The organism is Actinomadura luteofluorescens, assembly GCF_013409365.1.
Taxonomy (GTDB): Bacteria; Actinomycetota; Actinomycetes; order Streptosporangiales; family Streptosporangiaceae; genus Spirillospora; species Spirillospora luteofluorescens.
Genome location: NZ_JACCBA010000001.1, coordinates 8,783,325 through 8,807,245, shown reverse-complemented (window position 1 = coordinate 8,807,245; position 23,921 = coordinate 8,783,325). Strand labels below are relative to the sequence as shown.

General features: G+C 74.6%; 22 protein-coding genes. 8 read left to right on the top strand and 14 right to left on the bottom strand.

Going from position 1 to position 23,921, the window contains the following annotated elements:
• Positions 1 to 26 precede the first annotated feature (26 nt).
• On the top strand, positions 27 to 1,361 hold the full coding sequence (locus tag BJY14_RS40585; protein ID WP_218905816.1) for an aminotransferase class I/II-fold pyridoxal phosphate-dependent enzyme: 1,335 nt from the start codon (positions 27 to 29) through the stop codon (positions 1,359 to 1,361).
• Here the strand turns inward: BJY14_RS40585 and BJY14_RS40580 are convergent.
• From BJY14_RS40580 to BJY14_RS40570, 3 genes are read right to left on the bottom strand one after another with little or no spacing between them, the layout of a single operon-like run.
• Positions 1,358 to 1,801 (bottom strand): NUDIX hydrolase, encoded by a 444-nt coding sequence (locus tag BJY14_RS40580; protein ID WP_179848440.1) that lies wholly within the window; start codon positions 1,799 to 1,801, stop codon positions 1,358 to 1,360. The two genes, BJY14_RS40585 and BJY14_RS40580, sit on opposite strands and share 4 nt — an antisense overlap.
• Positions 1,798 to 2,436 carry a response regulator transcription factor gene (locus BJY14_RS40575; RefSeq protein ID WP_179848439.1) on the bottom strand — a complete coding sequence of 213 codons (639 nt, stop codon included), beginning with the start codon at positions 2,434 to 2,436 and terminating at the stop codon, positions 1,798 to 1,800. Before BJY14_RS40575 ends, BJY14_RS40580 begins: the two co-directional genes overlap by 4 nt.
• Positions 2,424 to 3,644: a sensor histidine kinase gene (locus BJY14_RS40570; RefSeq protein WP_179848438.1), complete on the bottom strand. Its 1,221-nt coding sequence runs from the start codon at positions 3,642 to 3,644 to the stop codon at positions 2,424 to 2,426. Before BJY14_RS40570 ends, BJY14_RS40575 begins: the two co-directional genes overlap by 13 nt.
• 173 nt (positions 3,645 to 3,817) lie before the next feature.
• Here BJY14_RS40570 and BJY14_RS40565 point away from each other — a divergent pair, with 173 nt between their 5' ends.
• The 5 genes from BJY14_RS40565 (at position 3,818) to BJY14_RS40545 (ending at position 9,291) form a co-directional block, all read left to right on the top strand.
• Complete coding sequence (locus tag BJY14_RS40565; protein WP_218905815.1) at positions 3,818 to 4,549, top strand: ABC transporter ATP-binding protein; 732 nt, start codon at positions 3,818 to 3,820, stop codon at positions 4,547 to 4,549.
• Complete coding sequence (locus tag BJY14_RS40560; RefSeq protein ID WP_218905814.1) at positions 4,546 to 6,987, top strand: FtsX-like permease family protein; 2,442 nt, start codon at positions 4,546 to 4,548, stop codon at positions 6,985 to 6,987. The genes BJY14_RS40565 and BJY14_RS40560 overlap by 4 nt, the downstream gene beginning before the upstream one ends.
• An 11-nt stretch (positions 6,988 to 6,998) precedes the next feature.
• The gene (locus BJY14_RS40555; protein WP_179848436.1) at positions 6,999 to 7,169 is read left to right on the top strand and encodes a hypothetical protein; all 171 of its coding nucleotides are present in this window, start codon (positions 6,999 to 7,001) and stop codon (positions 7,167 to 7,169) included.
• Positions 7,170 to 7,280: 111 nt separating this feature from the next.
• Entirely contained in the window at positions 7,281 to 8,120 is an 840-nt protein-coding gene (locus BJY14_RS40550; RefSeq protein ID WP_179848435.1) for a DUF4253 domain-containing protein, read from the top strand.
• Between the two features lie 28 nt (positions 8,121 to 8,148).
• Positions 8,149 to 9,291, top strand: a complete 1,143-nt coding sequence (locus BJY14_RS40545) for a VldE C-terminal domain-containing protein (RefSeq protein WP_179848434.1) — start codon at positions 8,149 to 8,151, stop codon at positions 9,289 to 9,291.
• Here BJY14_RS40545 and BJY14_RS40540 read toward each other — a convergent pair.
• The 8 genes from BJY14_RS40540 to BJY14_RS40505 all read right to left on the bottom strand — a co-directional run bounded on the left by BJY14_RS40540 (position 9,288) and on the right by BJY14_RS40505 (position 18,628).
• The gene (locus BJY14_RS40540; RefSeq protein WP_246396298.1) at positions 9,288 to 11,267 is read right to left on the bottom strand and encodes an ATP-binding SpoIIE family protein phosphatase; all 1,980 of its coding nucleotides are present in this window, start codon (positions 11,265 to 11,267) and stop codon (positions 9,288 to 9,290) included. The two genes, BJY14_RS40545 and BJY14_RS40540, sit on opposite strands and share 4 nt — an antisense overlap.
• Before the next feature lie 93 nt (positions 11,268 to 11,360).
• Entirely contained in the window at positions 11,361 to 12,134 is a 774-nt protein-coding gene (locus BJY14_RS40535; RefSeq protein ID WP_179848433.1) for an SDR family oxidoreductase, read from the bottom strand.
• A gap of 48 nt (positions 12,135 to 12,182) precedes the next feature.
• A complete protein-coding gene (locus tag BJY14_RS40530) occupies positions 12,183 to 13,043 on the bottom strand; it encodes a spermidine synthase (protein ID WP_179848432.1) in 861 nt (286 codons plus the stop codon).
• Between the two features lie 43 nt (positions 13,044 to 13,086).
• Positions 13,087 to 14,115, bottom strand: a complete 1,029-nt coding sequence (locus tag BJY14_RS40525; protein ID WP_179848431.1) for an ABC transporter ATP-binding protein — start codon at positions 14,113 to 14,115, stop codon at positions 13,087 to 13,089.
• Positions 14,099 to 15,133, bottom strand: a complete 1,035-nt coding sequence (locus tag BJY14_RS40520; RefSeq protein ID WP_179848430.1) for an ABC transporter ATP-binding protein — start codon at positions 15,131 to 15,133, stop codon at positions 14,099 to 14,101. Before BJY14_RS40520 ends, BJY14_RS40525 begins: the two co-directional genes overlap by 17 nt.
• A gap of 8 nt (positions 15,134 to 15,141) precedes the next feature.
• Positions 15,142 to 16,104 (bottom strand): ABC transporter permease, encoded by a 963-nt coding sequence (locus BJY14_RS40515; protein ID WP_179848429.1) that lies wholly within the window; start codon positions 16,102 to 16,104, stop codon positions 15,142 to 15,144.
• Positions 16,105 to 16,111: 7 nt separating this feature from the next.
• Complete coding sequence (locus tag BJY14_RS40510) at positions 16,112 to 17,038, bottom strand: ABC transporter permease (RefSeq protein ID WP_179848428.1); 927 nt, start codon at positions 17,036 to 17,038, stop codon at positions 16,112 to 16,114.
• 6 nt (positions 17,039 to 17,044) lie between these two features.
• On the bottom strand, positions 17,045 to 18,628 hold the full coding sequence (locus BJY14_RS40505; protein ID WP_179848427.1) for a peptide ABC transporter substrate-binding protein: 1,584 nt from the start codon (positions 18,626 to 18,628) through the stop codon (positions 17,045 to 17,047).
• A 304-nt stretch (positions 18,629 to 18,932) separates the two neighbouring features.
• On the opposite strand from BJY14_RS40505, the gene BJY14_RS40500 reads away from it, so the two are divergent.
• Positions 18,933 to 20,258: a M20/M25/M40 family metallo-hydrolase gene (locus BJY14_RS40500; RefSeq protein ID WP_179849940.1), complete on the top strand. Its 1,326-nt coding sequence runs from the start codon at positions 18,933 to 18,935 to the stop codon at positions 20,256 to 20,258.
• 56 nt (positions 20,259 to 20,314) lie between these two features.
• Here BJY14_RS40500 and BJY14_RS40495 read toward each other — a convergent pair whose 3' ends face one another.
• The 3 genes from BJY14_RS40495 to BJY14_RS40485 form a co-directional block, all read right to left on the bottom strand.
• Positions 20,315 to 21,091 carry an ABC transporter permease gene (locus tag BJY14_RS40495; protein ID WP_179848426.1) on the bottom strand — a complete coding sequence of 259 codons (777 nt, stop codon included), beginning with the start codon at positions 21,089 to 21,091 and terminating at the stop codon, positions 20,315 to 20,317.
• A complete protein-coding gene (locus BJY14_RS40490) occupies positions 21,088 to 22,080 on the bottom strand; it encodes an efflux ABC transporter ATPase subunit, DrrA-related (RefSeq protein ID WP_179848425.1) in 993 nt (330 codons plus the stop codon). The genes BJY14_RS40495 and BJY14_RS40490 overlap by 4 nt, the downstream gene beginning before the upstream one ends.
• A 151-nt stretch (positions 22,081 to 22,231) precedes the next feature.
• Positions 22,232 to 22,876, bottom strand: coding sequence for a PadR family transcriptional regulator (locus BJY14_RS40485; protein ID WP_179848424.1), 645 nt, complete (start codon positions 22,874 to 22,876; stop codon positions 22,232 to 22,234).
• A gap of 101 nt (positions 22,877 to 22,977) precedes the next feature.
• On the opposite strand from BJY14_RS40485, the gene BJY14_RS40480 reads away from it, so the two are divergent.
• Positions 22,978 to 23,913: a hypothetical protein gene (locus BJY14_RS40480; protein ID WP_179848423.1), complete on the top strand. Its 936-nt coding sequence runs from the start codon at positions 22,978 to 22,980 to the stop codon at positions 23,911 to 23,913.
• The last annotated feature ends 8 nt before the right edge of the window (positions 23,914 to 23,921 follow it).

Below are 23,921 nucleotides of genomic sequence, written 5' to 3'. Positions count from 1 at the left end.
CTGCACATAACTTGTCCGGAGGTACCGTGACCGACGCGGCGTGGCTGGCCGAGCGCATCGGCGACCGCACGGCCCGGGGCATCGCCGCGGCGATGACCGGCCTGATCCGCGGCGGGGAGATCCCCGCGGGCACCCGGCTGCCGACCGTCCGGGGCCTGGCGGCGGAGCTCGGGGTGAGCCCCGGCACCGTCGCCGACGCCTGGGCGACGCTGCGCCGCCACCGCGTCGTCAGCGCCCAGCGGCGGCGCGGCACCGTGGTGATCGGCCCGCCGAACGTCCCGCACCCGGCGCGGTACGAGCGGATCGGGGAGTTCGGCACCCGGCTCGCGATCGACCTCGCCGTCGCCGCGCCCGACCCGGCGCTGCTGCCGCCCCTGGAGGCGGCGCTCGCCGCCGGCGCGCGGACCCCGCGCCTCAACGACTACACCCGCGAGACGATCACGCCCGCGCTGCGCGCCGCCGTCGAGCCGGGCTGGCCGTTCCCCGCCGCCGCCATGCTCACCGCGGGCGGCGGCTACGAGGGCGTCCAGCTCGTCTGCCAGACCGTCGCCGTCCCCGGCGACCGGATCGCCGTGGAGGATCCGACCGGCGCCCGGCTGCTGGACATCCTGGAGGCGCAGGGCGCGGAGATCGTCCCGGTCGCCTGCGACGCCGAGGGCCCGGAGCCGGACTCGCTCGCCGAGGCCCTCGCGGCGGGGCCGGCCGCCTTCGTGTACCAGCCGCGCGCCCACACGCCCCGCGGGCACGCGCTCACCCCCGCGCGGGCCGCCGCGCTCGCCGCGCTCCTCGCCCCGGTCAGCACGCTCGTGATCGAGGACGACGGCACCGGCGAGGCGTCCGCCTCACCGGCCGTCAGCGTCGGCGCCCACCTGCCGGACCGCACCGTCCTCGTGCGCTCCTACTCCAAGTCGCACGGCCCCGACCTGCGCATCGCCGTGATCGGCGGCGCGGCCGAGCCGGTGGAGCGGGTCCGGGTCCTGCGCAGCTTCGGCACCGGCTGGACGAGCCGCGTCCTGCAGGACGCCCTGGCGCACCTGCTGACCGACCCCGCCGCCGGGGAGATCGTGGCACGGGCGCGTCTGGCCTACGCCGAGCGCCGCGACGGGCTGGCCGCAGCGCTCGCCGAGCGGGGCGTGCCGACGGGCAACCGCGACGGCCTGATGCTGTGGGTTCCGGTCGCCGACGAGTCCGGCGCCCTGGTCACGCTGGCCGCCCACGGCGTCGCCGCCGCGCCCGGCAGCCGCTACCAGATCGTCCCGTCCGGCCCGCACCTGCGGATCGCGACGAGCCGCCTGCACGACGCTCCGTTCCCGCTCCCGGAGCTGGCCGACCTGATCGCCCTGGCCGCCCGGCCCCGCTAGGGGACGAGCCCGGGGAGGTCGCCGGCGTGGTCGCGCAGGTAGGCGGCGAGCATCTCGGGGACGAGGTTCAGGTGCTCCAGACCGGCGGGCGTGCACGGGACGAGGTCGACGTCATAGCGCCCCTTCGAGGGGTCGTCGAACTCGGGGCCGTGCCGGCGCGAGAGGTCCATCGTCACCAGGCGGCAGACGTAGAAGGTGTTGAGGCGGTACAGCTCGGGGCTCTGCTCGGCGCACGCGAAGACCTGCCGGACGGGCCCGGCGGTCGCGCCGAGCTCCTCGTCCAGCTCCCGGCGCAGCGCGGCCTCGGTGGAGGCGTCGGTGGGCTCGATCTTGCCGCCCGGGGTCGTCCAGTAGACGGGACGGCCGGGCACGGTGCGGCGCAGCAGGACGAGCGAACCGCCGTCCAGCAGGAGGGCGCGGGCGCCCCGGCGGACCCTCACGCGTTCAGGTAGGCCAGGACGGCGAGCACGCGGCGGTGCCCGCTGTCGGTGGGCGGGAGGCCGAGCTTGGCGAACACGGCGCCGATGTGCTTGCTCACCGAGCGCTCGGTGATGACGAGGGTCGCGGCGATCGTGGCGTTGTCGAGGCCCTGCGCCATCAGCCCGAGGACCTCGCGCTCGCGGGGCGTGAGCTCCTGGAGCGGGTCGCGGCGGGACGTCATCAGCTGGGACACGACCTCGGGGTCCAGGGCGGTGCCCCCGGCGGCGACGCGGTCGAGTGCGTCGAGGAACTCGTCGACGCGGCCGACCCGGTCCTTGAGCAGGTAGCCGACGCCTCCGGCACCGCCGGCGAGCAGCTCGGCGGCGTAGGTCTGCTCGACGTACTGCGACAGGACCAGCACCGGCAGGCCCGGCAGCCGCCTGCGCGCCTCGATCGCGGCGCGCAGCCCCTCGTCGCGGAACCCCGGCGGCAGCCGCACGTCGAGGACGGCGGCGTCCGGCCGGTGCTCCAGCAGTGCGGGCAGCACGTCCGGGCCGCTGCCGGCGGCGGCGACCACCTCGTGGCCGCCGGCGTCCAGCAGCATGGCGAGGCCCTCGCGGAGCAGCACGCTGTCCTCCGCGATCACGATCCGCACGGCAGCTCCACCTGAAGCGTCGTCCCTTCCCCGTCGGGGCTGTCGAGGCGGGTCGTCCCGTCGAGCGCCGCCACCCGGCGGCGGATGCCCGCCAGGCCGCTGCCCCGGTCCGGGTCGGCCCCGCCCTTGCCATCATCCCGCACGATGATCGTGAGGCGGGCGGGTTCGCGGCGGAGCGCGACCCACCCGTGCCGGGCGCCGCTGTGCCTGGCGATGTTGGTGAGGGCCTCGGCCACGACGAAGTAGGCGGCGGCCTCGACGGCGGCGGGCGCCCTGGCCTCCTCGACGTGCAGCTCGACGGGGATCGGCTGCGCGGCGGCGAGGGCCCGCAGCGCCCCGGCCAGGCCGCGGTCGGACAGGATCGGCGGGTAGATGCCGCGGATCACCGTCCGCAGCTGCGTGAGGGCCTCCTCGACGCCGTTCCGGGCCTCCAGGAACAGCGTCCGGGCCGCGTCCGGGTCGGCGTCGAAGCGGCGGTCGGCGAGGCCGAGCCGCAGGGCCGCGGCGACGAGCTGGGCCTGCGTCCCGTCGTGCAGGTCGCGTTCGATGCGGCGCAGCTCGGCGCCGTGCGCCTCCAGGGCCTCGGCGCGGGTCTCGGTCAGCTCCTCGACCCGCTCGGCGAGGCTGGTGCGCCGGGTGGGCGACAGCAGGACCTCGGCGAGCCTCGCCTGCCACCGCAGGAGCCTCGGGACCAGCCACAGCAGGATGGCGAGGTCGAAGGCGCCCTGCAGGAACGGCATCGTCAGTGCCTTCGGCCAGCTGTCCAGGGTGATGAACGCCGCCTGGGACCCCTCGGGCGCGGCCCACCACCACAGCGGCAGCGACAACGTGAACGGGATGGCCGGCCACACCGCGACCGCGACCGCCGCCGCCATCAGGGCGGTGAGCCCGTGCGCCGCCATCCAGGCCGCGTCCCTCCAGGTGGAGGGCGATCGCAGCAGGCGGCGCGCCTCCCCGAGGCCCTCGCCGGAGGACGGCCGGTACGGCTCGGGGATCTCGCGGCCGAGGACGCGTCCGGCCCGTCGCCTTTCGGCGTTCGCGAGCGCGCGCAGCGGCTTCACGGCCGACGGCAGCCACGGCAGCAGGAGGAGCGACAGGGCCAGCGCCGCCGTGAGCGGGACGAGCCCGGCCATCGCGGGCAGGCCCGTGCGCAGGGCTCCGACCAGCTCACCGGTCGCCCGCGCGCTGCGTCTCAGGGCTGCGTTCATCTCACCTCGCTGCACACCGTAGGCGACGCCGGCGGCCCCCGCACCCGGGCCTGCCCCCGGGCCGGTGGTGTAGCCCGCTACACCACCGTTTCGGGAGTGCGCGCCCATGTGCCCGGACCCCGGCGGAACCTAGGTTCATCCAGGTGAGAGGCGGCATCCCACGGAGGGGAACCATGACCACGATGACGGCCGAGGCGACCGCGGAGGCGGTGGGCCTGGACGCGGTCGCCAAGACCTACGGGGCCGTGCGGGCCCTGGACGGCATCACCTGGACGTTCCGCCGCGGCGGGTTCACCGCGGTGATGGGGCCTTCCGGGTCGGGCAAGAGCACGTTCCTGCACTGCGCGTCCGGGCTCGACCGCCCGAGCGGTGGCACGGTCCGGATCGGCGGCGTGGACATCGGCGGGCTGAGCGAGGCGAGGCGGACGCGGCTGCGCCGCGAGCGGATCGGGTTCGTGTTCCAGGCGTTCAACCTGATCCCGTCCATGGACGTCGAGCAGAACATCACGCTCCCGCTGCGGCTCGGCGGCGCCGAGCCCGACCCGGCCCGGCTGGAGGAGATCGTCCGGCGGGTGGGCCTCGCGGACCGGCTGCGGCACCGCCCCTCCGAGCTGTCGGGCGGGCAGCAGCAGCGCGCCGCGCTCGCCCGCGCGCTGATCACCCGCCCCGAGGTCGTCTTCGCCGACGAGCCGACCGGCGCGCTCGACCCGCGCACGGCCCGCGAGGTCCTGCGGATGCTGCGCGAGGCCGCCGACCTGACCGGCCAGACGGTCGTCCTGGTCACCCACGACCCGATGGCCGCCGTGTGGGCCGACTCGGTGCTGTTCCTCAGCCGCGGCCGCATCGTCGACGAGCTGGCGTCCCCGACCGCGGACGCCGTCATGTCCCGCTGGGAGACGCTGTGAAGGGCGCGGCCGTGAAGGGCAGAGGGGCGTTCGCCGGGATCTTCGTCGCGCTGGCGTTCGCGGCGACGCTCGTGGGGGCGTGCGGGGTGCTGCTGGAGTCGGCGCTGCGGGCGCACGCGCCGGTCGAGCGGTTCGGCGCCGCCGCCGCGGTGGTGACCGGCCCGCGGAGCGTCACGGACCGGATGGGCAGGTTCGCGGACGAGCCGGAGGAGCAGAGCCGGCCGCTGAGCGAGCCCGCCCCCGTCCCGGTCGCGGCCGCGGCGAGGCTGCGGGGCGTTCCGGGCGTGCGGGACGTGGTCGCGGACGTGTCCTTCCCCGCCCTGCTCTCCTCCGGGCGGCCGGTGGCGGGGCACGGCTGGGAGTCGGCGGCGCTCCGGCCCTACCGGCTGAGCGCGGGCCGCGCCCCGCGGGCACCCGACGAGGTCGTGCTGAGCCGGTCGTCGGGCGCGGCACCCGGGACGGTGGTCCGCATCCAGGTAGCCGGGCCGCCCCGCCCGTACCGGGTGTCCGGGCTCGTCGCCGAGGGTCCCGCGGCGGCGTTCTTCACCGCGGCGACGGCCCGGGCCCTCGACGGGCGCCCGGGCCTCGCCGACGCCCTCGCGGTGCTCGGCGACCCCGACGAGGACGCGCTCCGCAGAGCCGCTCCCGGCCTCGCCGTATCCACTGGAGCGGCGCGCGGTGACGCCGAGGATCCGGCCGTCGCCACCGCGCGCCCCGACATCGTGGAGCTGTCCGCCTCCCTCGGCGGCGTCGCCGTGATGACCGCGCTGGTGGTCGTCGGCGGCCTGATCGTGCTGTCGGTGCGGGAGCGGGCACGCGAGTTCGCGCTGCTGCGGGCGGTCGGCGCGACGCCCGGGCAGGTGCGGGGACGCCTCCTGCGCGAAACGCTGCGGGTCGGGGCGCCGGCCGCGCTGGCCGGTGGGGCGCTGTCCCTCGGGGTCGGCGCCGCGCTGCATGCCGCGATGCTCCGCGAGGGCGTCCTGCCCGACGGCTTCGGGCTGGCGCTCGGTCCGCTGCCCGCCCTCGCGGCGGTCGCGGTCACGCTGCTCGCCGCCACCTCGACCGCGTTCCTCGCCTCCCTGCGGCTGTCGCGGATCCGGCCGGTGCAGGCGCTCGGCGAGGCCGCCGCCGAGAACCCGCGCCTGCCGCGCTGGCGCGTCGTCACCGGCGCCGTCTTCCTCATCGCCGCCCTGAACGCGCTCGGTTTCTCGGCCGGCTCCACGGGCGCCGCCGCGAGCGCCTCGATCGGCGGCCTGGTGATCTCGCTGATCGTCGCCACGGCCTTCCTCGGGCCGCTGGTGGCGCGGGCCGGGAACCGGGTCCTGGGCCGCGCCGCCCGGGCCGCCTCGCCGGTCGCCGGGCGGATGGCCCAGCACTCCGCCGGCGCCGCCGCCCTGCGCGCCGGGTCGCTGATCACTCCGGTCGCCCTGGCCGTCGCGTTCGCCGGCGTCCAGCTCTTCGCGCAGACCACCGTCGCCCATGCCGCGCGGACGCAGGCGGAGGACGGGAACCGCGCCGACCGGATCGTGGTGGCGTCGGGCCCCGGGCTCCCGCACGGCGTCTCCGAGTCGGTGCGCCTCGTCCCCGGAGTGACGGCCGCGACGCCGGTCAAGCGCACCACCGTCGTCATGGCGGTCAAGGAGATGGGCGAGAAGAACCTGCGCTCTCTGAACGGCAGCGGCATCGGCGCGGACGCCGCCGCGACGATGGATCCGGGAGTCTCGTCCGGCCGGCTCGGCGACCTGCGCGGCGGCACCGTCGCGCTCAGCAGGGACGTGGCCGGCGGCCTGCGCGTCGGCTCGACCGCGCCGCTGTGGCTCGCGGACGGGACGCGGATCCGGGCGCGCGTCGTCGCCGTCTACGACCGCGGCCTCGGCTTCGGCGATGTGCTGCTCCCCCACGACGTCGTGGCCGCGCACTCCGCCTCGCCGCTCGACGACCGCGTGCTCGTCCGCGGACGCGCCGACCTGAGCGCGGTCACGGCCGCCTACGCCGGGGCCGGGACGGTCACCCCGGACGCCTTCCAGGCGGGCCTCTCGCAGGAGATCAGGCTCCAGGGCTTCGTCAGCCTGCTGGTGGTCGCCGCGATCACGGGATTCATCCTCGTCGGCCTCGTCACGACGCTGGCGACGGCGACGGCGGCGCGCCGCCGCGAGTTCGCGCTGCTGCGGCTGGTCGGCGCCACCCGCCGCCAGGTCCTGCGGATGCTCCGACTCGAGGCCGCGATCGTGCTCGGAACCGGAATCGCGGTCGGCGGCCTCATCGCGGCGGTGACCCTGACGGCGTTCGCGGCCCGCGTGACCGGCCTCCCCCTGCCCTCCGTCCCCCCTCTGGAATGCGCGGCGGTCCTCCTCGGCGTGGCCGGATCCGGCGCCGCCGCGATCCTCCTCCCGGCGCGCGCCGTGCTGCGCCGGCGCACCCCTCCCTCCCTCTCCTGAAAGGCGCCTCCATGAGCACCTCCACCCGCTGGACCCTGATCTGCGTCCTCATCGGCGTGAACGTCCTGTCGAACGTGGTCCTCGGGGACGGCTGGATCCAGATCGCCGTCAGCGCGGTCACCGGCCTCGCCGCCGTCGCCGTCCTGATCGACCTGCTGCTCCGCGGCCGCCGCGAGCCCTGAGCCCGCCGGGCCGCCCGGCCGGGGACGACCGAACCGCACGGCTCGTCCCCCGGTCGGCCCTCACCGCCGTTACGATCGCCACTGGCATGCTCTGTACCGGAACGGCGTGAAATGGATGATGTGGAGGTCCGGCACCTGCCGGGCGATCTGCCGCAGCTGTTCGACGGCGGCGCCGGGGACGGCGCGCCCGGCCGGACGCTGTCGGTTCCGCTGCCCGAGGGGGATCTGGTCTGGCCCGACCCCGGGTACCCGCAACGGCAGCACCTCCTGCGGCCCGCGTTCTGGCTGAGCGACGAGCCCGTCGGCGGCGAGCTGTGGGCCAGGTTCCACGCCGAGCACGCCCGGTCGGGGCTGTGGCCGCTGCTCATGGACGAGTCCGACCAGCCCTGGGCGGCCGGCCAGATCGCCCCCGAACCCGTGGCCGAGATCGGCAACTACCACCCCCACGCGTTCATGTACGAGGTGTGGGCCGACTGGGCCGAGCAGGCCGCCGACGACGACCACGACGACCTCGCCCCCTACGGGCGGCACTGCCCCGGTCCGGCACCCGCGGGCGTCCCGGTCGACGACCCGGGCGCCATGGCCGGCCGGCACGCCCGCGCCCTCGCCGCCCGCGGCCTGTCGCTCGGACTGGTGGCCGTGGACCGCGGCGCCGACGCGCTCGCCGCCGTCGGCTGGCAGGGCGCGCTGAACCACAACGAGTGGACGGCGCCGCTCGCGGCCGTCCTGCGCAGCTGGGAGGACCGCTTCGGCGCCCGCATCGTCGCCCTCGGATTCAACACCCTGGAGCTCAGCGTCGCCGCGCCGCCCGTGAGCACCCGGCACGCCGTGCACGTCGCCGCCGAGCACTGGGCGTTCTGCCCCGACATCCTGTTCCAGGGGCCCGGCACCCTCGCCGGGTACGCGGAGGAGATCCGCGGCAAGACGCACTGGTCGTTCTGGTGGGACTGAGCGGCGACGGAGACGGGGGCGGGCACGGATGCGACGCAGTGGCAGGGCACTCTCCGCGGTCATCGCGGCCGGGATCGTCCTCACCCTCGCGGCCGACGTCACCCTGCTCGCGCGGGACCGGAGGGGCGGCGGCGGGCCCCGCGGCGCGGGGAACCTCGTGTCGGTCGGCGAGGCGCCGCGGACGCCCGCCGTCGCGCCGCTGACCCGCCGCTACACCCCGCACCTGCTGGTCGCCGGGACGTCCTCGCTGCCGCCGCAGGCCGTCGAGCGGGCGAGGCGGCTCAAGGGCGTCGCCGGGGTCACCGTCGTGGACGCCGCGCGGGCCATGGTCGGCGACCGCCGCATGGGCCTGCTCGGGGTCGACCCGTCGGGGTTCCGCGCGTTCGCGCCCGAGCCGACCGCCGGTTCCGACCAGCTGTGGCAGACCGTCGCGTCCGGCGGCCTGGCGGTGTCGTTCGAGCAGGGCCGCGACGGGGCGCTGCCGCTCGGCGCGGTGGTCCCGGCGGGCCGCAGCGCGAACCCGGCGCGGGTCCGCGTCGGCGCCTACGCCTCGATGGGCATCGGCGACATCGACGCCGTCGTGTCCCGCGGGCAGGCCCGGGCACTGGGGCTGCCTGACGGGAACGGCCTCGTCATCAGCGCCCCGAAGGCCGACACAGCGGCGCTGGTGAAACGCCTGAAGAAGATCCTCCCGCGCGGCACGAGGGTGGCGACGCTGGCGGCGCCCAAGCGCGGCGACGGCACGCGGCGCAAGAGCCTCCCGCGGGTCACCGGGCGGCCGGACGGCGCGGCCGGCGACCGCTCCCCCATCACCGGCAACGCGATGACGCCCACCATGCGGACCGTCCTGCTGGAGATAGCCGGGATGTTCGGCCCCTTCCCCGTGATCGGCTGCCACCGCTCCACCGGCGACCCGCAGGACCACGGCGAAGGCCGCGCCTGCGACTTCATGGAGAGCACCGGCGGCCGCTCGCCGAGCGCCGGAGCGCAGCGGCATGGCGACGAGGTCGCCCGGTACGCGGTCGCGAACGCGCGACGGCTCGGGATCTCCTACGTCATCTGGAGGCAGCACATCTGGAACGTGCGGGGCGGCGGATGGCGGCCGATGGAGGACCGGGGAAGCATCACCCAGAACCACTACGACCACGTCCACATCTCGGTGCTGCGCTAGCCGCCCTTCACGGAAGCGACTGCTCGCACCACACCACTTTGCCGTCCTTGGTGCGGCGCACGCCCCAGCGCTGCGCCAGCCGGCCCACGACGTGCAGGCCCCGGGCCCGACTCGCTCGCCTCGTCGTCCTCGTCGTGGTGGCGGATCCGGGGGCGCCCGTCGGAGGAGTCGAACACCTCGCAGACCAGCCCGCCCTCGCGCACCAGCCGCAGCCCGATGCGGCCGCCCGCGTGCCGGATGGCGTTGGTGACGAGCTCGGAGGCCAGCAGCGTGGTGGTGTAGGACATGTCCTCCAGGCCCCAGCGGGCGAGCTGGTCGCGGATGAGGCCGCGCGCCCGGCGCACCGCGGCGGGCTCGGCGGGCAGCTCCCAGGCGGCGTGCCGGTCGGCCGGGATCCGCGCCAGCCGCGCCACGAGCATGGCGATGTCGTCGCGGTGCTGGTCGTCGTAGACGCCGTCGAGCGCCGCCTGGCACAGGTCCTCCAGGGGGCGGGCGGCGGCGCCGGGCCCGAAGGTGGCGCGCAGCCGGGCCAGGCCGTCGTCGATGTCGCGGGCCCGGTTCTCCACCAGCCCGTCGGTGTACAGGAACAGCAGCGTCCCGTCCTCGACGGTGAACTCGCGGCTGACGATGGGGCCCTCGCCGCCGACGCCGAGCGGCGGCGCGGGCGGCACCGGCAGGTACTCCGAGGCCGTGCCGGGCGGGACCAGCAGCGGCGGCAGGTGCCCGGCGCTGGCCACCTCGCACCGGCCGCTGACCGCGTCGTAGACGACGTAGGCGCAGGTGGCGAAGTGCGGTTCGCGCTCGCCGAGCGTCCGCATCAGGGAGTCGAGCCGCTCCAGCGCCTCGGCGGGCGGCAGCTCCAGCCCGGCGAGGGTGTGGATGGCGGTGCGGAGCCGTCCCATGGTGACGGCGGCCTTCACGCCGTGCCCGGCCACGTCCCCGACCACCAGCGCGACCCGCGCGCCCGGCAGCGCGATCGACTCGTACCAGTCGCCGCCGACCTCGATGAGCCGGCTGCCCGGCAGGTACCGGTGGTGCACCTCCACCGGCGACGGCGCCGACAGCCCGGTCGGCAGGAGGCTGCGCTGCAGGGTCAGCGCGGTCGCCCGCTCCCGCGAGTACTGCCGGGCGCTCTCGACGAAGATGGCCGCGCGGCTGGCGAACTCCATCCCGATCTCGACGTCGTAGGCGTCGAAGGGCCGGTGCGCGACGTTGCGCGTGCAGACGAAGAAGCCGAGGACGCCCACCGCCGAGCTGATCGGCAGCAGCAGCATCGACGCCCCCTTGAGCAGTTCGGCGACCGGCGGGCGGCGCCACGACGAGGCGAGCCTCGCCGCGCCCTCCCCGCCGAGCACCCGCAGCACCGGCTCGCCGGACTCCAGGCACAGCGCGTGCGGGGTCTCCTGCGGGTAGACGAGGGACTCCCCGGTCGGGAACGTCGCGTCCCAGGCCGGGTCCTGGTCGTCGAACCCGATCGCCATCCGGCGCAGCTGCGGGCCGTCGGGGCCCTGCGGCCCCTCGTCGGCGTCGATGTGGCTCTCCAGCAGCATCAGCGCGCCGGAATTGCAGAAGTGCGGGACGAGCACGTCCATCAGCCCGCGCGCCAGCAATTCCAGGTCGAGCGTGGAGCCGATCCGCGGGAGCGCGTCGTCCAGCAGGGCGCGGCGGATGACGGCCGGGTCGACGAACCGGTCCGCGAGCGGCACCGGCACCTTCACCACGGCCAGCGCCGCGATCTCGGGCGCGCCGCCGCTCATCGGGTGGACGGTCACGACCGCGTCGAGCAGGCCGCCGACCGGGGTCTCCACGGCGAGCATCGCGGTGCGCTCCCGCCCGGCCCGCAGCGCCTCCAGCAGCGGCCTGTGCGCGCCGGGGATCACCTCGTCCAGCCGGGCGCCCAGCAGGGCGTCCCCATTCGGGCACAGAACCGAAGCGGCGTTGCGGTCGAACTGGAGAATTCTCCCCGACGAATCCATGCCGAGAATGAGAATTCGGGTGGACGACTCCATCGCTCGATTATGGGACATGGCGCGGCCGGATGAGACCGATACGGGCGGGGAATCCGTCCCTTACCGATGCGTATGGGTCTCGGCCAGGAACTGACGCCAGGTCCGCTTCCCCACGGCGCGGTCCGGTGTGAGGTGACGGCCTTCCCGGAAGCCCCGCGCGGCGCGCCCGGGAAGCGGCACCGGAATCCGGACGGGACGCCGCAGCCCCCGCGCCTCCAGGTAGTCCCGCATCATCTCCTCGGCCGTGAGCACCTCCGGGCCGCCCATGTCGTCGACCCGCCGCGCGGGCCCGGCGGCCAGAGCCAGTTCGGCGAGCCGCCCGGCGACCTCGCCGACGTCGACGGGCTGGTCGCGCAGCCCTCTCGGCAGCAGCATCAGGCCCGGGACTTTGGTCAGCACCCTGAAGACCGCGTCCGGCAGGGTGTGGAACTGAGTGGCCCGCAGGATCGTGTACGGCAGGCCCGAATCCTCGATCGCCCGCTCCACCGCGTACTTGATCCGGTAATACCTGTAAGGGATCGTGTCGACGCCGACGATCGAGACATAGACCAGGTGCGGCGCGCCCTGCCGCCGCGCGGCCCCGATCAGGTTCCGCGCGGCGGGCAGGTCCCGCTTGGCGTGCAGGGGGTCGCTGGCGCAGTGCACGACCGTCTCGACGCCGGCGAGCGCGTCCTCGACGCCCTCACCGGTCACCAGGTCGCCCCTGCACCAGGTCACCCCGGCCTCCGGTTCCCGCGCGCGGCGGCTGAGCGCGCGCACGTCCGCGCCGGCCTCGGCCAGCAGGCGGGTGACGGGCCGACCGAGCGTGCCGCTCGCCCCGGTCACGAGGATCATGGGTGCTCCTTGTCGGTCGTCGGATGCGGGAGGCCGCGGCGCCCTCGGTCAGGACCTCCCGAAGACCTGCGGCGGCGGGACGGGCGCGACGATCTCCTCGCCGTCGCGCAGCGGCGCGGCGCCCGCGCAGAACGCCGCGAGGTCGCCGCCCTCCAGCAGTCGGGCGCGCACGGCGCCGCCCGCGGCGCGGCGCGTCAGCTCCGCCACCGGGAGCGGCTCCCGGGACGCGGCCACGATCAGGTTCCCGAACCGGCGGCCGCGCAGAACGCCCGGATCGCCCATCAGCAGCGTGTGCCGGAACACCGACCGGACGGTCGCGGCCACCCGGCGGGCGAACGGCAGCCGGAAGCCGTCGGCGACGTTGGCCAGGTAGACGCCTCCGGGCCGCAGCACCCGCGCGGCGTCCAGCACGAACTCGCGGGTCGCGAGCTCCGGCGGCATCGACGCACCGGCGAAGGCGTCCATCACGACCAGGTCGTCGGCCTCGTCCGCGAGCGCGGCGATCCCCGAGCGCCCGTCGGTGATCCGGATCCGCAGGCCGGGGACGCCCTTGACCGGCAGCTGCTCCCGGACGACCTGCACCAGCTCCGCGTCCGGCTCCAGCACGACCTGCCGCGAGCCCGGCCGGGTCGCGGCGATGTAGCGGGGCAGCGTGCACCCGGCGCCGCCGACGTGGACCGCGTCGAACGCCTCTCCCGCCAGGCCGAGCGAGTCGACCACGTCGCCCATCAGCCGCATGTACTCGAAGTCGAGGTAGGTCGGGTCGGACAGGTCCACGTACGACTGGGGGACGCCGTCGACGAGCAGCATCCAGCCGCCGTCGCGGTCGGCGTCGCGCAGCAGCTCGGCCTCCCCGCCCGCGATCTCGTAGGTTCGCGGACGGGGGCCGTGTCTGCCCTTGCGTGCCATGGCCCCTACCCTACGGACCGCGCGGCGCGCGGCCCGCGACACCTCAGGTCTGCTCCGTCAGGTCCGTCAGGGCGGCCTCCGCCGCGAAATGGCAGGCGCTGGGGTGGGCGGAGCCGTCCCGCTCCTCCAGGGCGGGCACCTGCTCCGCGCAGACGTCGCGCGCCTTCCAGCAGCGGGTGCGGAACCGGCAGCCGGACGGCGGGTCCAGCGGCGAGGGCGGCTCGCCCTCCAGCCGGATCTGCTCCGCCCAGCCGGGCGCGTCAGGGTCGGGCACCGGGACGGCCGACAGCAGCGCCTGCGTGTACGGATGGGTGGGGTGCTCGTAGATCTGGGTCTCGTCACCGGTCTCGACGACCTTGCCCAGGTACATCACGGCGATCCGGTCGGAGATGTGGCGGACGGCGGCCAGGTCGTGCGCGATGAACACGTACGCCAGGCCGAGTTCGCGCTGGAGCTCGGCGAGCAGGTTCATCACCTGCGCCTGGACGGACACGTCCAGCGCCGACACCGGCTCGTCGCACACGATGACGTCGGGCCGCAGCGCCAGGGCGCGGGCGATGCCGACGCGCTGGCGCTGCCCGCCGGAGAACTGGTGCGGGTAGCGGTTGACGTGCGCGGGGTCGAGGCCGACGAGCTCCAGCAGCTCCTGCACGCGCCCGCGCCGCTCGCCCTTCGGCGCGACCTCGGGATGGACGGCGAACGGCTCCCCGACGATGTCGCCGACGGTCATCCGCGGGTTGAGCGAGGAGTAGGGGTCCTGCATCACCATCTGCACGCGGCGGCGCAGCGCCCGCAGCTCCGGCTTCGGCAGCGCGAAGATGTCGCGGCCGTCGAAGCGGACCGTCCCGGCGGTGGGACGCTCCGCGGCGAGCAGCAGCTTGGCCAGCGTCGACTTCCCGCACCCGGACTCCCCGACGACCCCGAGGGTCTCGCCGCGCCGCAGCTCCAGGTCCACCCCGTCCACGGCCTTGATCTGCCCGACCGCCCGCTTGACCACGACGCCGCGGGTCACGGGGTAGTGCTTGACGAGCCCCTCCACCCGCAGGATCGGGTCCTCACTCGGCTCCGGCACCGTGCACCTCCTCGGCGAAGTGGCAGGCGGCCTCGTGCCCGGGGGCGACGGTGACGAGCGGCGGCCGCTCCGCCGCGCAGAGCGCCTCGGCGCGGGGGCAGCGCGGCTGGAACGGGCAGCCCGGCGGGAGCGCGGCCGGGTTCGGCGGCGCCCCCTTGATCGGGACGAGCGGGCCGCCGCGCCGGTCGAGCCGCGGCACCGAGGCCAGCAGGCCGCGGGTGTAGGGGTGGGCGGGCCGCGCGTACAGCTCCCGGGCGGGCGCCTGCTCGGCGACCGACCCCGCGTACATGACGACGATCCGGTCGGCGACGCCCGCGACGACGCCGAGGTCGTGGGTGATCAGCACCATGCCCATCCGCAGCTCGTCCTGCAGCCCCGCCAGCAGCCGCATGATCTGCGCCTGCACGGTCACGTCGAGCGCGGTGGTCGGCTCGTCGGCGATCAGCACGTCCGGCTCCAGCGCCAGCGCCATCGCGATCATGATGCGCTGCCGCATGCCGCCGGAGAACTGGTGCGGGTGGTCGCCGAGCCGCTTGGCGGCCGACGGGATCCGGACCCGCTCCATCAGCTCGACGGCCTTCGCCGTGGACTCCCTGCGGCCGAGCCCCCGGTGCACCCGGAACATCTCGCGGAGCTGGTCACCGACCGTGAAGACCGGGTTCAGCGCGGTCAGCGCGTCCTGGAAGATCATCGAGATGCGGTCGCCGCGGTAGGCGCGGCGCCGCCGCTCGGGCAGGCCGAGCAGTTCCTCGCCGCGCAGCCGGACCGAGCCGCGCTCGACGCGGGCGGGCGGGACGTCCAGGATGCCCATCACGGCCTGCGCCGCGACGCTCTTGCCCGAGCCCGACTCGCCGAGGATCGCGAGCGTCTCCCCCTCGGCGAGCGTGTACGACAGCCCGTTCACCGCGTGCACGTCCTGGTCCCGCACGCGGAACCGGACGTGCAGGTCCTCGACGCTCAGCAGCGGCGCCTCCGGTTCCGGGGCGGGAACCGGGTCGTCCTTCAGGTCCGTGGTCATGTCTCGGCTCACCGCAGCTTGGGGTCGAGGGCGTCGCGGACGGCGTCGCCGAGCATCAGGAAGCTCAGCACCGTCGCCGACAGGAACAGCGCGGGGAAGATCAGCAGGTGCGGGTGGTCGACGAAGGAGTCCTTCGCCTGGTTGAGCTGGAGCCCCCAGGAGACCTCCGGGTACTGCAGGCCGACGCCGAGGAAGTCCAGCGTCGCCTCGCCCACGATCACGTGGCCCACGTTGAGGGTCGCCACCACGATCACCGGGGCGATCGCGTTCGGCAGGATGTGCCGGATCATGATCCGCCGGTCGGACGCGCCGAGCAGCCGCGCCGCCTGCACGTAGTCGGCGTCCCGGACGGAGATGACCTGCCCCCGCATGATGCGGATCATCGTGGTCCAGCCGAGCAGGACCAGCACCAGCGTCATCGCCCACACGCCGTGCGAGGGGAACGCGACCAGGATCACGGTGGCGCCGAGCACGAACGGCAGCCCGAAGAAGATGTCGGTCAGCCGGGCGATCAGGGCGTCGACCATCCCGCCGTAGTATCCGGCGAGGAGCCCGAACAGCAGCGCGATCAGCAGCGCGAACAGGGTGACCGCGACGCCGATCAGCAGCGTCGGGCGGGCGCCGTGCACGACGTGCGCGTAGTAGTCGCAGCCCGCGAGGTCGGTGCCGAACCAGTGGCCGCCGGACGGCCCGAGCTTGGCGTCGTTGGGGTCGCAGCCCTCGTTGACGCCCTTGGCGGTGAACACCCGCGGCACCGCCGCCATGACCGTCACGAGCGCGAGGACCGCCACCGAACCCCAGAAGACCCAGCGGCGCCGCAGCTCGTGCCACGCGTCGTCCCACAGCGAGGCCCGGCCGATCTGCCCGCCCGCGACGGCGACCGCGGCGGCGCTCGTCCCCGGGGCCCCGGCGCCGGGCGCCGGTTCCGGCTCGGTGCCCGGCGGCCCCGCGTCCGGCTGCTTGATGGTCATGCGCTCCTCACTCGTACCTGATCCGCGGGTCGAGCACCCCGTACAGCAGGTCCACGACCAGGTTGACCAGCAGGAAGATCAGCACGAGCAGGGTGACCGCGCCGACCACGACGGGCCCCTCCTTCAGCTGGATCGACTCGAACACCTGCCCCCCGATGCCCGGCAGGTTGAAGATGCCCTCGGTCACGACCGCGCCGGCCATCATGTTGCCGAAGTCGACGCCGAGATAGGTCACCACCGGGATCAGCGAGTTGCGCAGGGCGTGCCGGCCGACCACCCGGGCCCGCGACAGCCCCTTGGCGTTGGCCGTCCGCACGTAGTCGGCCCGCAGGTTCTCCGACAGGCTCGTGCGGGTCAGCCGCGCCACGTACGACAGGCCGAGGGAGCCGAGCACCATCCCCGGCAGCAGGTAGGACATCGGCCAGCCGTCGTCCGTCCCCGCCGTGGGGAAGATCTGCCAGTGCAGCCCGAACAGGAGCTGCGCGGCGTAGCCGAGCACGAACACCGGCACCGCGATCACCAGCGTGGTCCCGCTCAGCACGAGGGTGTCGGCGAACCTGCCGCGGCGCAGCCCCGCCCAGATGCCGAGCAGGACCCCGAGGACCAGCTCGAAGACCCAGGCGGTGACGGCGAGCTGCGCCGTCACCGCCCAGCGCCCGCTGAGCATCTCCGACACGCTCTGGCCGGTGTAGTTCTCGCCGAGGTCGCCCTGGAAGAGCCCCCACATGTACTTCGCGTACTGCACCAGCAGGGGGTCGTTCAGGTTGTAGCGGTCCCGGAGGACGGCCAGGACGTTCTCCGGGACCGGCTTGTCCCCGGCGAGCGCCTGGATCGGATCGCCCGGCAGCGCGAACACCATCGCGTAGATGAGCAGCGTGGTGCCGATGAAGACGGGGATCGCCTGCAGGAGCCGCCGGAGGACGTAGCGCCACATCGCCGGCTACTTCACCGTCACTTCGGTGGCGATCAGGCCCGTCGAGAACGGGGTGATCGTGACGTTGTCCACCCGCTTGGAGCGGCCGCCCTCACCCGCCCACGTCCACAGCGGGATCATCGGCATCTCGCGGATGGCGACGTCCTCGGCCTGGTTGTAGAGCGCGTTGGCCTGCTGCTGGTCCGACGTCTTGTTGGCCTTGGCGATGAGGTCGTCGAACTCGGTGCTCTTCCAGCCCATGCGGTTGCCCGCCGAGCCCCACATGTTCTCCAGGTAGTTCTGCGGGCTCGGGTAGTCGGCCTCCCAGTTCTGCCGGTAGGGGCCCTTCTCCTTGCGGTCGCCCAGCAGGGAGAAGTAGTCGGACGCGGGCACCTGCCGGAACTGGATGTCCTTGATGCCGAGGTTGTCGCGCAGGGAGTTGGCGACGATCCGCATCCACTGGGCGTAGGTCGGCTGCGCGTTGGAGAAGTACAGCTCCAGCGTCCCGGAGAACCCGCCGGCCTTGTCGAACAGCTGCCTGGCCTTGGCGGGGTCGTAGGTGCACAGCTCGCCGCAGGCGTTGGCCCGGTGCCCGGGAATGATCGACGGGATCAGCGAGTCGGCCGGGAAGTAGCTGCCGTTGTAGACCGCCTTGTTGACGCCCTGGCGGTCGATGGCCATCGAGATGGCCTTGCGCAGGTCGGGGTTGGCGAACCGCTTGTCGAACACCGGGAGGCCGAGGTAGTCGGTCGTGCTCATCTTGCGGGCCAGGAACCGGTCGCCGAGGAGCCGCTTGGCCTCGGGGACCTTGGCCGACGGGATCGTCTGCAGCACGTCGATCCGGCCCGCCCGCAGGTCGGTGTAGGCGGTGTCCGCGCTGGAGTAGCTCTTCCAGGTCACGCCCTTGTTCTTCGGCTTGCGCGCCCCGGTGTAGCCGGGGAACGCGACGAGCTTGACCTGCTTGTTGCGCTCCCAGTTCCCGTCCATCATGTACGGGCCGTTGCCGATCGGGTGGTCGTCGAACGCCTTGGGGTCCTTGAGCCCGGCCTTGGGCATCGGCGCGTACGCCGGGTAGGTCAGCAGCAGCGGGAACTGGCTGAACGGGTCGTTCAGCGTGACCTTGAGCGTGTCCTGGTCGACGACCTCGATCCCGGAGAGCTTGTCGGCCTTCGGCTTGGCGTTCTCGTCCTCGGGGTTCAGGTCCTCGTACCCCTTGATGTACGAGAAGTAGTCGTTGGCGCCCATCGCGTTGGGCCCGTAGGCGGCGTTGTTCCACGCGTCGGCGAAGCTCTGCGCCGTCACCGGCTCCCCGTTGTGGAACTTCTGGCCGGCCTTGACCTTGATCGTCCAGACCTTCTGGTCGTCGGAGGTGACCGACTCGGCCGCCAGCGGGACGGCCTTGCCGTCCTTGGTCAGGTCCATCAGGTTGTCGAACAGCTCGGTGATCACGTCGAAGGCGTAGCTGCCGGTCGTGTTGGCGGGCATCAGGTGGTCCGGCTCGGAGTGGCCCACGGTGAACGTGCCGTCGCTCGCCTTGGCGTCGTCCCCGCCGCAGGCCGAAAGGCCGAGCGACGCGGCCAGCGCCACCGCCGCGAGACCCGCGACGTTCAACCGGAGACCCCTTCCGGCACCCCTCAGGCTGGTCATGCTCCTCCTCGGCCTGTCGTTCGGCGCACGGGCTCTGGCCGCCCGCCGTCCCTGGAACGCTCGCAGCGTCGTACTCAGCGTGGCAGTTTGGGTACGGCACTGACGGAGTCGCAACCGGATCGAGACGAACTTGATCATTCGTTGACACTGGTCAGCGAGGGAGCAAAATGAAGCCTCGTTGCGGAAGGGGAGCAAGGGGGCAGTGGTGCGCTTCGATCAGGCGGGCGGGACGGCCGGCGGCACGGTGGACGGCACGGTGGACGACCCGGTGGGGGGCAGGGCGGACGCGACCGGCGGCGACCGGGCGGGCGCCGAGGCGGCGGCGATCTGCGCGGACCTGATCAGGTTCGCCACCGTGAACCGGGGCGAGGGGGTGGCCGAGCCGGAGCGTCCGGCCGCCGAGCACGTCGCCGGCCTGCTGGACGAGGTGGGCGTCGAGACGTCGATCGTGGAGGCGGCCCCGGGCCGCGCGAGCGTGCTCGCCCGCATACCCGGCACCGATCCGTCCCATCCGGCGTTCCTGGTCCACGGGCACCTGGACGTGGTGCCCGCGGACCCGGCGGACTGGACGGTCCCGCCGTTCTCGGGCGAGGTGCGGGACGGATGCGTGTGGGGGCGCGGCGCCGTCGACATGAAGGGCAGCCTCGCGATGACGCTCGCGACCGTGCGGGCGCGGCTGCGCGAGGGGCGGCGCACGCGCGGCGACCTCGTGCTGGCGTTCCTGGCCGACGAGGAGTGCACCGGCGACTACGGCTCCCGGTACGTGGCGCGCGAGCACCGCGGGTTGTTCGAGGGCTGCACGGAGGCGATCAGCGAGTCCGGCGGGTTCAGCGTGGACGCCGGAGGAGCGCGGATCTACCCGATCGCGACCGGCGAGCGCGGCACGACCTGGATGCGGCTGACGGCGCGCGGGACCGCCGGGCACGGCTCCAAGCCCGCGCCCGACAACGCGGTCGCCGAGATCGCGCACGCGGTCTCCCGGCTGGCCGCGCACGAGTGGCCGGTCCGGCTGACGCCGGGCGTGCGGGCGCTGCTGGACGGGCTCGCGGACGCCCTCGGCACGTCCATCGACCACGACCGGCTCGACGCGGAGGCCGCCCGGCTCGGCCGCGCCGGGCACCTGTTCGCCGGGACGATCCGCAACTCGGCGAACCCGACCCGGCTCGACGCCGGCTACAAGGTCAACGTCGTGCCGGGCACGGCGACCGCGCAGGTCGACGGCCGCTACCTGCCGGGCACGGGCGAGGAGTACCTCGCCACGATCGACCGGCTGCTCGGCCCGAAGGTGACCCGCGAGTTCATCAACTACGAGGAGGCCCCCGCCGCCGACCCGGCGGGCCCGACGTTCGCCGCGCTCGCGGGCGCGCTCCGCGCCGAGGACGCGCTCGCGCGACCCGTCCCGTACGTGATGGCCGGGGGGACCGACGCGAAGTCGTTCCACCGCATCGGCATCACGAGCTTCGGCTTCGCGCCGCTGCTGCTCGGCCCCGACCTCGACTACTTCGGGATGTTCCACGGCGTGGACGAGAGGGTCCCGCTGGACGGCCTCGCCTTCGGGACCCGCGTCCTGGACCGCTTCCTCGACACCCGCTGAACCGGGAAGGGGTTCCGGCGACCGCCTCCGCCGGAGCCCCCCGGGCCTCTCCCCCGTCACTGGGATCTCTGGTAGCTCCGGAGCGAGTGGACCGCGAGCCCGACCGCGGCCGCGGCCAGGGCGAGCAGCCCTCCGCCGTGCGTCGCGACCGTCGCCCAGTCGGGATCGTCGGCGAGCGCGCCGCGTGCCGCGTCCAGGGCCCAGCTCACCGGGTTCCCCTCCGCCACATGCCGCATCCAGGACGGCATCAGCCCCTTGGCCATGAACGCCGACGACAGGAACGTCAGCGGCAGCAGCAGCATCACGTTCAGGCCGATGATCGTGTTGCGGTCGCGGACGAGGAGCGCGAGCGTGTTGGACAGCGCGGCGAGCACGATGCCGATCAGCACCGACGCGGCGACCAGCACCGCCGGGCCCGCGGGCCCGCCCGGATAGTGCGCGCCCGCCACCCGGCCCAGCCCGATGATCACCATCGACTGGAACGCCGTGCTGAGGGCCTGCTCGACGACGCCGGCGTTCGCGATCGCGCCCCGCCGCACCGGCGTGACGAGGAACCGGTCGAGGGTGCCGCGCTCGATCTCGTCCATGGTCGCCATCCCGGCGAAGGAGTTCAGCGACACCGCGTTCATGACCACCACGCCGGGCACGATGTAGTCCAGGTAGGACGGCGCGCCGAACCCGGGCAGCTCGACCACCTTCCTGAACAGCTCGCCGAACAGGAACAGCCAGATCATCGGTTGCGCCAGCGTCATGACGACGACGGCGGGGTTGCGCACCAGCGCCGAAAGCCGCCGGTGCGTCATCCACCAGGTACCGGTCGCGAGCGCGGTCATCGGGCGCCTCCCGAGGCGGTCCCGGCGAGGTCGGGGGCGCCGGCCCCCGCGAACCGGCGTCCTGCGTAGCGCAGGTACACATCGTCAAGGGACGGCCGCGCGACGGTCGCCGCCGCGGCGGGGACGCCCGCCTGGTCGAGGGCCGCGAGGACGGCGGGCACGGCCGACGCTCCGTCGTCGGCGCGGGCGCTCAGGCGCGGCCCGTCCAGCACGACCTCGCGCACGCCGGGCAGCCGGCCGAGCGCCTCCCGCACCGGCGCCTCGGGCGGCGCCTCCCGCCATTCCACGTGGACGGCGTCGCCGCGCAGCTCGCCCTTGAGGGCGTCGGGGGTGCCCTGCACCACGACGCGGCCCCGGTCGACGATCGCCAGCCGCCGCGCGAGCCGGTCGGCCTCCTCCAGGTAGTGGGTGGTCAGCAGGATCGCGAGCGCGTCGTCGCCCGCCAGCCGCGCGATCTCGGCCCACATCGACGCGCGGGCCTCGGGGTCCAGGCCGGTGGTCGGCTCGTCCAGGAACAGCACCTGCGGCCGGTGGACGAGGCCGAGCGCGACGTCGAGCCGCCGCCGCATGCCGCCGGAGTAGGTCTTCACCGGCCTGCCCGCCGCGTCCTCCAGCCCGAAACGGGCGAGCAGCTCGGCCGCGCGGCCGCGCACCCGCGCACCGCCCATCCCGTAGAGGCGGCCCTGCAGGACAAGGTTGTCGCGGCCGCTCGCCTCGGGGTCGGCGCCGGACCGCTGCGACACCACGCCGATGACGCGGCGGACCCGGTCGGGCCTGCGCAGCACGTCGTGCCCGGCCACGGCCGCGGCGCCCGCGTCCGGCCGGATCAGCGTGGTGAGGATCTTGACGGTGGTGGACTTGCCCGCCCCGTTGGGGCCGAGCAGCCCGAGGATCTCGCCCCGCCCGACCGTGATCGACAGGCCGTCCAGGGCCCGGACGTCGCCGGGGTAGTTCTTCACGAGGCCCTCGGCCTCGATGGCATGCGCCATGTTCTCCTCCGTGCAAGGAAACGTGCCGCACGAAGGGCCCCGGATAGGCTGGTGTCGCGTCACGCCGCCAGGGCCCGCCTCGCGCGGGTTCTCGGTGGTGGGTCCCGGCCCGGCGGAGGTGTTGCAGCACCGCCGCCGGGCCTCGCGCTCGCTACTCCTCCGGGGCTCCCCTCTCCGCCAGCTCGGCGATCTCGGGCGGCATCTCGCCGGTCGCGTGGAAGGAGCGCCACAGGTCGAGGTGCGGCAGCGTGCCGTCCTCGATCTCGGCGAGGAGGCCGCGCACCCAGGCGGCCTCGGCGCGCCGCATCGCGAGGTCGTACTCGGACTCCAGCAGGAAGAGGCGCGGCACCTCCTCCTCGGCCTCCAGGGCCGCCTGGTCGGCGGCGATCTCCCGCTCCATCGCGTCGAGGCGGCCGCGCAGCAGCGCCGCCACCTCGTCGGGGCCGAGGGCGCCGAGCACCGAGAGACCCGCCTCGAACCGCGGCCGCTCGCGCTCGGGCACCCCGATCAGCTCCCGGACCCAGTCGGCCAGCTCGTCGCGTCCCGCGTCGGTGATGCCGTAGACGGTGCGCTCGGGCCGCGCCCCTTCCCGCGCACTCCCCTCGACGGCCAGGAAGCCGTGCTTCTCCAGGTTGCCGACCACGGTGTAGAGCGAGCCCCACTTGATGTCCATGTCGCGGTCCTTGCCGCGAGCGCGCATCAGCGACGCCATCTCGTACGGGTGCATCGGCCTGGCGGTGACGGTCGACAGCACGGCGAGCCCCAGCAGGTTGCTCACCTTGCGCCGCCTGGCCATCTTCGACCCCTCGTAGACGAGTATTCGTAGGCGAGTATGACACCGGCGAGCGTCTCCGTCCACCCCGATGCGCGTGGGGCCGGTGCGGGTAGAGATCGGACGTGGACTTCTCCAGTGCCGCCGACGAGTTGTACGGCGTCCCGCCCGCGGACTTCGTGGAGACCCGCAAGCGCCTGGTCCAGGAGGCCAAGGGGGCGGGCGACGCGGCGCTCGCGAAGCGGATCGGGGCGCTGCGGCGCCCCACGCTCTCGGCGTGGGCGGTGAACCTCCTGGCGCGCTCGGCCGCCGACGAGCTCACCGGCCTCCTGGACGTCGGCGAGGAGATGCGGGCGGCGTGGGGCTCGGGCCGCGGCCTGGGGGACCTGGAGCAGCGCCGCGCCAGGCTCGTCGGGTCGCTCGTGCGGACGGCCGGCGAACTCGCCGCGGACGCGGGCGGCGCACTGCGCGAGCAGGCGGTCCGCGAGGTGGAGGACACGCTCCAGGCCGCCACGGTGGACGCCGGAGTCGCCGAGGAGGTCCGCGAAGGGCGGCTGCCGCAGCCCCGCAGCCATTCCGGCTTCGTCCCCGCCGGATTCCCCATGGCGCCCGAGGACCGGGACGAACGCGCGAAACCGGAGCCCAGGGAGAAGCCCGCCAAGCGGGAGCCCGCCGGGGAGAAGCGACCGTCCGGGAAGAAGGCGGAGCCGGCGAGGTCGAACGTCACGCGCACGAGCGCCGCCCGCGCCAGGCGGGCGGAGACGCTGCGCAAGCGTGCCGAGGAGGCCGAGGACAAGCTGGCCGAACGCGAGGAGCGCGCCGACGCGGCCCAGCGCGAGGTGCAGGAGGCGTCCACCAAGGTGGGGCGTCTCCGGCACGAACTGGAACGCGCGATCGCCGAGCGGGACGCCGCGTCCAGGAGAGCGGACCGCGCCGAGCAGAACCGCGCCCGCGCGGAGGAGGTCGCGCGGGAGGCCCGCAAGGCCGCCACCGAGGCCCGCCGCGCCGCCGCCCGCGACCCCCATCCCGGTCGCCCCTCGTCCACGGCAGGGCGGGGATAAAACGGATG